Raw genomic sequence first — 13,486 nt, forward strand, 5'->3', positions numbered from 1 at the left:
ACCCTTGGCCTCTTAGGGACTATTCTTTTCGTAAAATGACAAAAATACCTTATAAGCAAAAATTCCCTTGGTTTACCAGTTTTATCCAACAAAAACTCCACAGCTCCCTTTTTAAGGCAATTCACAGCCGCTCTCATCATCAATCAAACATCATCAATCAAAATAGTAATTATGATCTGACCGTCGCTTCCTATAATGTGCATAAATGTGTAGGTGTTGATAAAATTTTTAATCCTACAAGAATTGTCCGTGTTATTACTGAATTACAAGTTGATATCCTTGCTCTTCAAGAAGCAGATAAACGTTTTGGAGAACGCATTGGTTTGATTAATCTTCAGCTATTAAAAGCTGAAACCGGTTTGATTCCTGTACCTCTTAATACTATGTCACCTCATGGCCATGGTTGGCATGGGAATGCTCTTTTTTTGCGAAAGGGATATGTACGTGATACTTTACAAGTCACTCTTCCTAGTATTGAGCCACGTGGGGCTGTAGTTGTAGAATTGGAAATGGAAGCAGGCCCTATTCGTATTATTGCGGCTCATTTTGGCTTATTACGTTACTCTCGTAAACAACAAACAAAAATGCTCCTTGAAATTTTCCAAAAACGCCCCCTTATGCCTACACTCCTCATTGGAGATTTTAATGAATGGCGGATGGGAAAAGGCTCATCTTTAAATCATTTTTCTCCCTATTTTGATAGCACTTTTGAAGTTGTACCAAGCTTCCCCTCTCGCTTTCCTTTTTTAGCCCTTGATCGCGTTTTTGCTTTTCCCCACCAATTGGTAACAAGTATTGAAAATCATCATTCACCGCTTGCACGCATTGCTTCAGATCATTTGCCTATCAAAGCCTATCTTAATCTTTCTAACTCAATCAACATTCTTAAAAATAAATGAAAAAATTAATGTGCCTCATCCCAATTTTGAGCCGTCATGACTTTCACTTCAAGCGGGACAGATAAAGATAGAACCGGTATTGTAGCATTTTCCATAACATTTTTAACAACAGTCATGGTTTTTTTACTTTCTTCTTCTGGTACTTCAAAAATCAGTTCATCATGAACTTGCAGCAACATTTTTGCTGATAGTTTTTCTTCTTTTAAAGCATCTTCCATATGTATCATAGCGCGGCGAATGATATCGGCCGCAGAACCTTGAATTGGAGCATTGATAGCTGCTCGCTCATTAAGAGAACGAATTTTTACATTCTTTGCTTTTATTTCTGGATAATGGATACGACGTCCAAAAATTGTTTCTACATAACCATTTTCACGTGCAAAGATTTTGGTTTTCTCCATATAATCTTTAATTCCTGGAAATCTTTCAAAATACAGTTGAATATAACGACCCGCTTCTTGGCGTGAAATTCCCAATTGATTGGCTAATCCAAAAGCTGAAATACCATAAATAATACCAAAATTAATCGCTTTTGCACGCCGTCGTATATCTGAATGCATTCCCTCTATTGCAACGCCAAACATTTGTGATGCCGTTATAGCGTGAATATCATGCCCTTTAGCAAAAGCTTCTTTTAATGCTTTTATATCCGCAATATGTGCAAGAATGCGCAATTCAATCTGACTATAATCAGCAGAAAGTAACACATGTCCTTTGGGAGCAATAAAAGCTGTTCGAATTTTACGTCCTTCAGCAGTTCGCACTGGAATATTTTGCAAATTTGGCTCTGATGATGATAACCGACCTGTTGATGTTATTGCCAAAGAATAATTCGTATGAACACGCCCTGTTTTTGGAAAAATATAAGAAGGCAAAGCGTCTGTATAGGTAGATTTTAGCTTTGCAAGTTGACGCCACTCAATAATTTTACGCGGTAAAATATGACCTTCAGCAGCCAACTCTTCTAAGGTTTGTGCAGAAGTTGACCATTGACCACCCTTGGTCTTAGCACCTCCGAGCAATCCCATTTTGCCAAAAAGGATATCACCTAATTGCTTTGGCGAAGCAAGATTAAACTTTTCATCAGCTTGTTTGTAAATTTCCTCTTCTAGAATCAAAGCGGCTTGCGCTAACTCTCCTGAAAGACGCAACAAAATCTGCCGATCAACAAGAATCCCTCGCTCTTCCATTCTTGCAAGAACTTCTATAAGTGGTCGATCAAGGCGCTCATAAATTTTTACCATTCCTTGAGCGACAAGTTGCGGTTTCAAAATTTGCCAAAGGCGTAGGGTTATATCGGCATCTTCCGCCGCATAAAGGGTTGCTTGTTTTAAATCTACTTGTGCAAAAGAAGTAATTTTTTTTCCTTTATGCGTTAAATCCTTATAGGCAATTGGTTTATGCTCAAGCCAACGTTCAGACAAATCATCCATATTATGAGTTAACATTCCAGCATCTAGAGCATATGACAAAAGCATGGTGTCGTCAAAAGAGCTTATCATAATGTCGTATTGCTTCATCACTAACCAATCATATTTTATATTATGACCAATTTTTAACAGTGCTGAATCCTCTAATAGCGGTTTTAAAAGTGCTAAAGCTTTTTGGGTCTCAATTTGCGAGGTAATGCGCCCGCCCCTCAAAAGATCTTCTTTTTCCTCAAAATGTTCAAGAGGTATATAGGCTGCCTTTCCCGGCTGTAATGCAAGTGAAAAACCAACAAGCTTTGCTTGCATCGGATCAAGAGACGTTGTTTCAGTATCAAAAGCAAAAAAACCCTGCTCTTGTGCTTGTGATAACCACTCTTTTAAAACTTCTTCATCAAGAATTGTTGTGTAAGTATCTCTTGTAATTTTTTGAATCAGTGCTTGATCTTTACGCTTTTGTGCAAAAACTTGTGGAGAGTTTTCAGAAAAATTATGACGTGATATGTGTTCAATGTTTTTTATATCAGAATCATGCCCATCGCTTGTTTTTTCCCATTCAACATTTATATCAAGTGCATCAATAATAGCGGCATCGCATGTCGTTGCCTCTGCTACGCGACGCGTTAATGTTGAAAACTCCATCGCTTTCAAAAAAGCAATTAAACGTGGACCATCTTGTGGTTCCAAAATAAAATCATCTAAATCACTATCTATAGGAACATCTGTTTTAAGCCTAACAAGTTCACGAGAAATTTTAACTTGTTCTCTATAAGCTTGAATGTTTTCACGCCGTTTTGTTTGTTTAATTTCTGTTACGCGTTGCAATAAAAGATCAAGAGAACCAAATTCATTTAACAACTGAGCTGCAGTTTTGGGACCAATGCCTGGAATACCTGGTATATTATCCGTTGAATCTCCAATCAAAGCTTGTAAATCAATCATTTTTTCAGGTGCAACACCCCATTTTTCTATAACTTCTGAGATACCTATATGCTTGTCTTTCATTCCATCATACAAGGATACATGCGTATTTACGAGTTGCATAAGATCCTTATCAGAAGAGATAATGGTTGTTTTTGCCCCAACCTTTGTTGCCAATTTTGCATAGGTAGCAATTAAATCATCCGCTTCAAAGCCTTCCTTTTCAATACAAGGCAAATTAAAAGCCTTCGTTGCTTGGCGTATGAGCGCAAACTGAGGAATTAGATCTTCAGGAGGTTCAGCGCGATTCGCTTTATATTCAGGATAAATTTGCTTCCGAAAAGTATTAGATGAATAATCAAAAATAACAGCAAAATGTGTTGGAACAACACCCGTAGCTGTATTTCGAGCATCACAAAGTAATTTCCATAACATATTACAAAAACCAGCTACCGCTCCTACAGGAAGTCCATCTTTTTTACGTTTTAAAGGCGGCAAAGCATAATAAGCACGAAAAACATAGCCTGATCCGTCAACCAAAAAAAGATGATCTGTTGCTTTCATGACAATTTTTTCTCCATTTCAGCTAAAAAAACAAATTACCCTTATATATTTTTTCATTTTGCCTCTAAAAAGCCATTTTTTCTTTTCATAAGACATGAAGTCGTTGCACTTTATATTAAGTACCTAGAGCTTTTCTTTGCTGTTACAGGATTAATAGCTTTCATTTTGCTCCTCCTATGATAGCTGAGGTACGATGTAGCGACAGGGTCGTTGTGGTGTTCCCCTCCCCACAACGACCGTTTTTTTGACATCGATATTCTTTAATTTCAATCGTGACTCTTTTAGATAAAAGATGATGTTATTCATGAATTTTGAAGTTATTCCACAGAGCTTTTTCACCCATCTTGTTGATAAAATCAGCGTGCAACTTTTTTTCTTGCATACTCAATCTTGAAGGTAAAGCCTGCGGGCGAATTTTAACGGTATAAGATGTATCTTTATCATTCTGGATATATTCATCAATACCCCTTCTGTTATCAAAACCCAATACACCTTGCTTTCCACCGATGAGCTCAATATAAACATCGGCTAGAATCTCTGCATCAAGCAAAGCACCATGAAGAACACGATGGCTGTTATCAATTCCAAAACGTTTGCATAAAATATCAAGAGAATTAGGACCCATAGGAAATTTACGCCGTGCCATAGCCAGTGTATCAAGAATATTATCAACACTGATAAGCGGTTTGTTGACGCGTTTTAATTCTGCATTAATAAAACCAATATCAAAACTCGCATTATGCGCAATCATTGTCGCGTCTTTGATAAATTCCAAAAATTCATCAACAATATCACTAAAACTTTTCTCGTTTTTCAAGCGTTCATTGGTTAATCCGTGAATTGCTACAACTTCATCAGGAATAATAACGCCTTCAGGGTTTAAATAAACATGAAATTGGCGTCCTGTGAGATAACGATCAACCATTTCTACACAACCAATTTCGATTATGCGATCTTTCTCTTTATCTAAACCTGTTGTTTCTGTATCAAAAATAATTTCCCGCATAACTTCAATTCTTTAGCAAATTTTTTAGCACATTTAAAACCTGTTGACGTGTATTCTCTAAATCTTTTCCTGTATCAATAACAAAATCAGCACGTTCTCGTTTTTTTTCATCTGGCATTTGTTGAGCATTGATAAAGGCAAATTTTTTCTCATTCATACCTTGGCGAATCATAACACGTTCTTTTTGTATTTCTGGTGGAGCTGAAACAACAATAACGCTATCTACACGACTTTCACCATTTTTTTCAAAAAGAAGTGGAATATCAAGAATAACTAATTTTTTCCCTTGTTCACGCGCTATATCAATAAATTCCCTTTCTTTTTCTTGCACCAAAGGATGAACTATTTTTTCTAATGTTTGTAATTTTTCCTTATCATCAATCAAAATTTCAGAAAGTTTCAAACGATTAACTTCACCGTTTTCAACAACACCAGGAAAAATACGCTCTATGAGTGACAAAGCTGGCTCACTTTTATAAAGCTGTTGTACTGCTTCATCAGCACTAAAAACAGAAATACCCGCTTGCTTGAAAAAATCAGCAACTGTTGATTTTCCCATAGCAATTGATCCCGTTAATCCTATGATCTTCATTCTCTTTTTTCACTCATATCCTCTAAAATAGCTGTCCTTAACGCTTTTGTTACCTGTGGTCTTATTCCAAACCACTGTTCAAATCCTATAACAGCCTGATGTAGAAGCATTCCAAGTCCATCAACCGTCTTGAGATCACAAGCTTTTGCCTGTTGTAAAAAAGGAGTTATCAATGGTGTATAAACAATATCTGTTACTAACGCCGTTTTTTTTGCTTTATGAAAATCACAAAAAAAAGAATCACTTTTTTCTTCCGAATTTTTTATGCCAATAGAGGTTGTATTAACAATCAAATCAGCTTGATGAAGTATTTCATGGATTTTATGCCAATCGTAAACTTTAATGATTTTTCCAAAATGCTGAGCTAAATTATCAGCGCGTTGTTTTGTACGGTTAATTAAATAAATCTGTTCAAATCCGCGTTTTTTTAAGGCATATAAGATAGCGCGCGCGGCACCACCTGCTCCAAAAACAAGAGCTGTTTCCCCTCCCCAATCAGATGCAAAATCATCAAGATTAGCGCTAAAACCATAGGCATCGCTATTCGTGGCACAAAGCTTATCTCCTTCATACCAAAGTGTATTAACAGCACCAATCATTGTTGCTATCTCATCTTTATAAGATGCTAAACGAAAAGCTTCCTGTTTATAAGGTAAAGTAACATTTCCTCCACAAAAGCCTATTTTTTGTAAAGAAGCAATAAAATGACTGAACTGTCCAGATGTTACTTCTTGTGCAAGATATTCTCCTTGTAAACCATATTGTTTAAGCCAAAAATTGTGAATTTTTGGCGATTTTGAATGATGAATTGGAGAACCAACAACAAAAGCACGCGGATAATTTGTTTTTTTTATTGTTAAGTCAACCATCAATAATTCCTAAGTGGCGCAGTTTTATGAGTAGAGGCAGTAAAGGTAAACCAACAATGGTAAAAAAATCTCCATCAATTTTTTCAAAGAGATGAATCCCTTCCCCTTCAATTTGATATACTCCCACGCTGTTTAGAACATCTTTTCCTACGCGTGCTAAATAACGTTCAATAAATTCTGACGAGAGCAAGCGGACGGACATATGTGCACTAAAAGCTTCAACCCAAATTTTTTGACCATTTTTAAATAAAGCTACCGCACTATGAAGAGAATGGGTTTTTCCTGATAACTCACATAAACGTTGATGTGCTTCTTTAATATTTGTTGCTTTATGAAAAACTTGACCTTCCAAATCAAGCACTTGATCACAACCAATAACGAAAGAATCAGGAAAACGGTCTGAAACATTTTTTGCTTTTGCACTCGCGAGAAAACAACAGAGTTCTTTAGGTGTTTTTTCTTTTGCTGTTTTTTCTACTTCTCTTTCATCAAAAGAAGCTCCTTCAATGGAAAAATTTAAACCTGCCTTTTTCAATAATTTTGCACGATAAAAACTAAGAGATGCTAATATTAAAGTATCTGCGTTCATGAGAATTTTCTCTCATTTCCTTCACGAAATCGTGATAACAGTTCAAATATTGCAGCAGCAGTTTCTTCAATAGAACGTCTTGTGACATCAATAATAGGCCAACCAAAACGTTCACAAATGCGTTTTGCATAGATTAATTCTTCAGCTATATTGATACGATTTGTATAATTATCAAGAGCAAAACCTTCTCCCAAATCTCTATTTTGGCGAATATGTGAGATTCTTTCTGCTGAAGCGATTAAGCCAATAATTAAAGAATTTTTTGCCTCTAAAAGAGATTCTGGCAAATCAATATTAGGAATAAGAGGAATATTAGCCGTTTTTATTCCGCGATTTGCTAAATAGATACTTGTTGGCGTTTTAGAGGTTCTTGAAATTCCTACAAGAATCACATCTGCTTCAGATAAGCTACTGGAAGACTGTCCATCATCATGTTCTATTGTAAAATCCAGTGCCTCAATACGACGAAAGTAATCTGCATTAAGATCATGTTGTGCACTAACACGTAAATGAGTTGGCATTCCGAGGTAAGACTGAAAAGCATTTAAAACAGGATGCAATATATCAATACAGGGAACTTTTATTTTTTTGCATCTTTTTTGAAGAAGAAGTTTAAGTTCTTCATCAATCATTGTGTAAAGAACAATACCTGGCTCTTGTTGTATTTCATCAAGAGCTTTTTGTAACTGTATTCTATTACGAATCATAGGATAGATATGCTCTGTTGCCTGACTCATTGCATACTGGGATGCTACAGCTCTTCCAACAGAGATTAATGTTTCTCCCGTTGCATCAGAAAGCATGTGTAAATGAAAGAATTTTTTTTCTTTTGTCACAAAAATTTTAACTCCTTGTTAAGACATGTGCATATATCTTCACCATTTTTTATAAAACTAAAATTTAGAAAATTTTTTTCTTTTTTATGCACAAATTAAATGCTTGTGATAATTTATCCCTCTTATAAAAAAAGAGGGGATAATATCTTTAAGATAGTGTTATTTTTATCCTTTTTTCATTTCCTTTTGTGGATAAAATTGAGCATAAATAATAATCCACACTAAACACAGTTATAAATAAGAAGAATCCTTTCTTTAATATAAATTTATTAATATAAATTTCTGTAAAAAATACTTTTGAATAGCATTTCATTAATGCTATAACTTTAACTTACATTTTTGTTATTAAAATAATTAAATACTATTTGGATTTTATATTTTTTCAAGTTTTTCATACAATTACTTAATATTACAGGAACAAATTTCATATAAATGGTACTTGCAGATTAAAAAAATTGAGTGTAGGATATTTTTTCTTAATAATATTTCACTCATAAATTTCCATAAATTCTTTAAAACAATCTTCTCCTTAATTACAAAGAGCATATTTCATGCAAAAAATGAAACTACAAGAACTTAAAAGCAAAAATCCCGTTGAGCTTGTTTCTTTTGCTGAAACATTAGAAGTTGAAAATGCCTCCCTTATGCGCAAACAAGAATTAATGTTTGCTATCTTGAAAAAACTTGCTCTACAAGACGTTGAAATTATAGGAGAAGGTGTTGTTGAAGTTTTACAAGATGGATTTGGATTTTTGAGATCTGCTGATGCTAATTATCTTCCTGGTCCTGATGATATTTATCTTTCACCTGCACAAATACAGTCGTTTTCTTTAAAGACAGGCGATACAATTGAAGGTCCTATACGCAGTCCAAAAGAGGGAGAACGTTATTTTGCTCTCCTTAAAATTAATACAATTAATTTCGAAAAACCTGAAAAGATTCGTTATAAAATCCACTTTGATAATCTTACTCCTCTTTATTCAAATGAACGTTTCCAAATGGAAATACAAGATCCTACAGAGAAAGATATGTCATCACGCGTGATTGATTTGATATCTCCATTGGGAAAAGGACAAAGAGGATTAATCGTTGCGCCACCTCGGACAGGAAAAACAGTTTTACTTCAAAATATTGCTCATTCTATTACCACTAATCATCCTGAATGTTATCTCATTGTTCTTTTAATCGATGAACGACCAGAAGAAGTTACTGATATGCAGCGTTCAGTAAAAGGAGAAGTGGTTTCTTCTACTTTTGATGAGCCTGCAATACGTCACGTACAAGTGGCAGAAATGGTCATTGAAAAAGCCAAACGTCTTGTTGAATATGGACGAGATGTTGTTATTCTTCTCGATTCTATTACACGTCTTGGGCGTGCATATAATACGGTTGTTCCTTCTTCAGGTAAAGTCTTGACAGGTGGTGTGGATGCTAATGCTCTCCAACGCCCAAAACGTTTTTTTGGTGCAGCACGTAATATTGAGGAAGGCGGATCTTTAACCATTATAGCAACGGCTTTGATTGATACAGGAAGCCGTATGGATGAGGTTATTTTTGAAGAATTTAAAGGAACAGGTAACTCAGAAATTGTTCTTGATCGTAAGGTTGCTGATAAGCGTATTTTCCCTGCTATGGACATTTTAAAGTCAGGAACACGTAAGGAAGAGCTTTTGGTAGCACGACAAGATTTGCATAAAATTTTTGTTCTTCGTCGTATTTTAGCACCTATGAATGTAACAGATGCAATTGAATTTTTGATTGATAAATTGAAGCAAACAAAAAATAATAGTGAGTTTTTTGATTCAATGAATACGTAGAGACATTAAAGTTTTTATTAGGATAAAACCTGTGGATACAATCTTTGCTGTTTCGAGTGGATTGTTACCTTCAGGGGTTGCAGTCATTCGGCTTTCTGGTCCTCATGTTGTGGATATAGTTAAAACGCTTTGTGGTTGTTTACCTAAAGCACGCTTTATGCATTATGGAAACCTTACTGCTCGTGATGGTAGTTTTTTAGATTCTGCTTTAACTGTTTTCTTTCCTGCTCCTCATAGTTTTACGGGAGAAGATTGTGCAGAATTCCATTTGCATGGAGGAAAAGCTGTTGTTAATCGTTTTTTCGATGAATTGTCGACATTTTCTGGATGCCGTATTGCAGAGGCAGGAGAATTTTCACGCCGTGCTTTTATGGAGGGAAAATTAGATCTTGTTCAGGCAGAAGGTCTTGCTGATTTAATAGAAGCGGAAACGGAAAGCCAGCGTCGTTTAGCTGTTATGGGTACAAGTGGACATTTAACGACGCTTTATCGTGATTGGCGCCATAAACTTATGAAGGTTCGTGCTTTTATTGAAGCAGAACTTGATTTTGTGGATGAAGCAGATGTTCCAAACGCAATATCTGATAAAGTTTGGAAAGATGTTAAAGATCTTTGTACTTCTCTTCGAGAACATATTATTGAAGGAGAGCGTGCGAGTATTTTACGTGATGGATTAAAAATTGTTATTGCTGGTGCTCCTAATTCTGGAAAATCAAGCATTATGAATCGTCTTTCAGGAAGATCTGTTGCTATTGTAACAGAAGAAGCAGGAACAACCCGTGATGCTTTAGAAATGAGACTTATTCTTGGTGGTTTACCTGTTTTTTTAACCGATACTGCTGGTTTTAGAAAAACAGAAAATAAAATAGAACAGATGGGAATAGAAGTTGCTAAGCAGCATGTTAGGGAAGCTGATTTGGTTATTTTGGTTTATGATATAGGAAATCCTGAGAAAGTTGATTTACCAGAAACATCGGCTGAAATATGGTGTGTTGGCAATAAACTTGATCTTTATGAAAAAAATGATCAACGTTGGTCTATACAATTTTCTGCATTAACTGGTTTAAATTTTGATTGTTTTATCAAAGAACTTGAATCATTTTGCCATCATCGTGCTTCTGAAGTTGGAAATCTTGTTCCAGCACGTAAAAGGCAACTTCAACTACTAAAGGAAGCTGTTAAAGAGATTGAACATTCTCTCAATTATCATTCTCTTGATCTCAGTTTACGTGCAGAACATCTCCGACGTGCAAGTGATTTTCTTGGAAAAATTACGGGAGATATTGATGTTGAAGATTTGCTTGATATTATTTTTTCAGAATTTTGTGTTGGTAAATAATGATTCACGTGAAACATTGATTATTTCATAGACAGATTATAAAGATTATGTAATTTATATCTTGTTTCACGTGAAACCTTAGAATATTTTCTACGGAATGAATTAAATGCAATCATATGATGTTGTTATTGTTGGTGGTGGTCATGCTGGCTGTGAAGCGGCTTCAGCTTCAGCACGTGTAGGAGCAAAAACAGCGCTTGTTACACATAAAATATCCGCATTGGGAACAATGTCATGTAATCCTGCTATTGGTGGTCTTGGAAAAGGGCATCTGGTTCGTGAAATAGATGCGTTGGATGGTCTCATGGGAAGGGCAGCAGATGCTGCTGGAATTCAGTTTAGACTCCTTAATAGACGTAAAGGACCGGCAGTAAGAGGACCACGGACACAGGCAGATAGACAACTCTATAAGGAAGCAATTCAAAAACTCTTAAAAGAACAAGAAAGTCTTACTCTTATTGAAGATGAAGTACTTGATTTGATTGTTAAAGATAATTGTGTATCTGGTGTTATTTTAAAAAAACAAGGAACAATTTTTTCTAGTGCTGTTGTTTTAACAACAGGTACGTTTTTAAATGGCTTTATTCATATTGGTAATAAAACATGGGCCGCTGGTCGTATGGGAGATCAGTCAAGTGTAAAACTTGCTGAACATTTGAAAAAATATCATATAAAACTTGGACGATTAAAAACAGGAACCCCTGCTCGTTTGAGTAAAAAAACAATTGCTTGGGAAGCTCTCCAAAAACAACAAGCAGATGAAAATCCCATACCCTTTTCTCTTTTAACAGAGAAAATTGAACAACCACAAATTGAATGTGCAATAACACGTACAAATGAGAAAACACATCAAATTATTCGCGATAATATTTATCGTTCTGCTTTATATTCTGGAAATATTGAAGGATTAGGACCACGTTATTGTCCTTCTGTTGAAGATAAAATTGTTAAATTTGGGGAACGTGATGGACATCAGATTTTTTTAGAACCAGAAGGATTAAATGATGATACCGTTTATCCGAATGGTCTTTCTACTTCTCTTCCTGAAGATGTGCAAATTTCTCTATTGAAAACCATTGAAGGATTAGAAAATGCTAAAGTTTTGCAACCTGGTTATGCTATTGAATATGATTTTGTTAATCCACAACAATTAACAAGAAGCTTAGAATTACGTTCTTTATCGGGTTTGTTTTTAGCGGGACAAATAAATGGCACAACAGGATATGAAGAAGCAGCTGCACAAGGTCTTTTGGCTGGATTGAATGCTGCGCGTAAAGTAGGTAAATTAGATGAAATACTTATAAGTCGTTCTACGGCTTATATTGGTGTTATGGTTGATGATTTGGTTTCACGTGGTGTTTGTGAACCTTATAGAATGTTTACATCACGTGCTGAATTTCGTTTATCTTTACGATCTGATAATGCTGATACGCGTTTAACACCTTTGGCACAAGAATGGGGTATTGTGAGTAAAGTACGTTGGGATTGTTATCGGGAAAAACAACAGCGACTTGATCAAGCACGATCAATGTGTCAAAATCTCTTTTTAACACCTAATGAAGCTTCTGCTCGTGGATTACATGTTAATCATGATGGGATTCGTCGTTCAGCTTATGATTTTCTTGCTTATCCTCATATGACTTTAGAGCGTCTTGCAGATTTTTGGCCACAATTACAAACAATTGATTCTAAAACAGCAGAATCTTTAGAAATTGAAGCGCAATATGCGGTTTATTTAGATAAACAAGCACAAGATATTGCCTCTCTTCAGAGAGATGAACGTTTAGAAATTCCTTCTTCTCTTGATATTCAGGCAATTTCAGGTCTTTCAAATGAACTTAAATCAAAAATTCAAGAAATATCGCCGCGTTCAATTGCTGATGCACAAAAAATTGATGGTATGACACCCGCTGCTTTGTCACTTATTATTACATATATTCAACGTCAACGACGTGAAAAGGCTAAAACAGCTTAATGGATTTTTCTACAGAACAAAAATATCAACAACTATTAAATATTATTCCTTCTGTTTCACGTGAAACGATGGAAAATTTGATTCAGTTTGAGTCTTTAATCATTCAATGGAATGCGCATATTAATTTAATATCTGCTGCGACAATACCAGATCTATGGACACGACATATTTTAGATTCAGCACAAATTTTTCCTTTGTATGCTCATTCTTTACATTGGTGTGATTTAGGATCAGGAGGAGGTTTTCCTGCAATTGTGATTGCTATTTTTCTGAAAGAAAAAAAAGCAGGGCATATTCATCTTGTTGAGAGTAATGGAAAAAAAGTTGCTTTTTTGCGAACAGTTATTGCTCAACTTAATCTTCCAGCAACAGTTTATCACGCTAGGATTGAAGATATATATCAAAAAATTCCTATATCTGATATTATAACGGCACGAGGATTAGCGCCACTCAATGTTCTTTTACAACTTATTTTTCCTTTATCAACAGAAAAAACCGTAGCTCTTTTGCAAAAAGGTCGGGATTACGCTACAGAAATAAAAAATGCCTCTGCCAATTGGCACTTTGATCTGTTAAAACATAAAAGTAAAGTTGATGAAAATTCTGTTATTTTGGAAATTTCTCATATTCGATCATATAGAGGGTAGAGCAA

At 35.3% G+C, this 13,486-nt stretch carries 11 protein-coding genes; 5 read left to right on the top strand and 6 right to left on the bottom strand.

All coding sequences use genetic code 11. The annotated features are described in order from the left end of the window. Positions 1-35: 35 nt before the first annotated feature. On the top strand, positions 36-899 hold the full coding sequence (locus ACFIJL_RS00695; protein ID WP_375622050.1) for an endonuclease/exonuclease/phosphatase family protein: 864 nt from the start codon (positions 36-38) through the stop codon (positions 897-899). 5 nt (positions 900-904) lie between these two features. Here ACFIJL_RS00695 and polA read toward each other — a convergent pair whose 3' ends face one another. From polA to ACFIJL_RS00725, 6 genes are all read right to left on the bottom strand, one after another. Then, a complete protein-coding gene (gene polA / locus ACFIJL_RS00700) occupies positions 905-3,811 on the bottom strand; it encodes a DNA polymerase I (protein WP_375622051.1) in 2,907 nt (968 codons plus the stop codon). Positions 3,812-4,109: 298 nt separating this feature from the next. After that, complete coding sequence (dnaQ, locus tag ACFIJL_RS00705) at positions 4,110-4,817, bottom strand: DNA polymerase III subunit epsilon (protein ID WP_375622052.1); 708 nt, start codon at positions 4,815-4,817, stop codon at positions 4,110-4,112. Between the two features lie 4 nt (positions 4,818-4,821). After that, the gene (gene coaE / locus ACFIJL_RS00710; RefSeq protein ID WP_375622053.1) at positions 4,822-5,409 is read right to left on the bottom strand and encodes a dephospho-CoA kinase; all 588 of its coding nucleotides are present in this window, start codon (positions 5,407-5,409) and stop codon (positions 4,822-4,824) included. Further along, positions 5,406-6,278, bottom strand: coding sequence for a shikimate dehydrogenase (locus ACFIJL_RS00715; RefSeq protein ID WP_375622054.1), 873 nt, complete (start codon positions 6,276-6,278; stop codon positions 5,406-5,408). Before ACFIJL_RS00715 ends, coaE begins: the two co-directional genes overlap by 4 nt. After that, entirely contained in the window at positions 6,271-6,867 is a 597-nt protein-coding gene (locus ACFIJL_RS00720) for a Maf family nucleotide pyrophosphatase (protein ID WP_375622055.1), read from the bottom strand. The genes ACFIJL_RS00715 and ACFIJL_RS00720 overlap by 8 nt, the downstream gene beginning before the upstream one ends. Beyond that, on the bottom strand, positions 6,864-7,703 hold the full coding sequence (locus ACFIJL_RS00725; RefSeq protein ID WP_375622056.1) for a pyruvate, water dikinase regulatory protein: 840 nt from the start codon (positions 7,701-7,703) through the stop codon (positions 6,864-6,866). The genes ACFIJL_RS00720 and ACFIJL_RS00725 overlap by 4 nt, the downstream gene beginning before the upstream one ends. Positions 7,704-8,254: 551 nt before the next feature. Between ACFIJL_RS00725 and rho the strand changes: the two genes are divergently transcribed. From rho to rsmG, 4 genes are all read left to right on the top strand, one after another. Continuing rightward, positions 8,255-9,520 carry a transcription termination factor Rho gene (rho, locus tag ACFIJL_RS00730; protein ID WP_012232634.1) on the top strand — a complete coding sequence of 422 codons (1,266 nt, stop codon included), beginning with the start codon at positions 8,255-8,257 and terminating at the stop codon, positions 9,518-9,520. A 31-nt stretch (positions 9,521-9,551) separates the two neighbouring features. After that, a complete protein-coding gene (mnmE, locus tag ACFIJL_RS00735; protein ID WP_375622057.1) occupies positions 9,552-10,859 on the top strand; it encodes a tRNA uridine-5-carboxymethylaminomethyl(34) synthesis GTPase MnmE in 1,308 nt (435 codons plus the stop codon). 106 nt (positions 10,860-10,965) lie between these two features. Next, positions 10,966-12,834, top strand: a complete 1,869-nt coding sequence (gene mnmG, locus ACFIJL_RS00740; RefSeq protein ID WP_375622058.1) for a tRNA uridine-5-carboxymethylaminomethyl(34) synthesis enzyme MnmG — start codon at positions 10,966-10,968, stop codon at positions 12,832-12,834. Beyond that, entirely contained in the window at positions 12,834-13,481 is a 648-nt protein-coding gene (gene rsmG, locus ACFIJL_RS00745; RefSeq protein ID WP_375622059.1) for a 16S rRNA (guanine(527)-N(7))-methyltransferase RsmG, read from the top strand. Before mnmG ends, rsmG begins: the two co-directional genes overlap by 1 nt. Positions 13,482-13,486 lie beyond the last annotated feature (5 nt).

Origin of the sequence: Bartonella sp. TT119HLJHH (genome assembly GCF_042193385.1) — a bacterium.
Lineage (GTDB): Bacteria > Pseudomonadota > Alphaproteobacteria > Rhizobiales > Rhizobiaceae > Bartonella.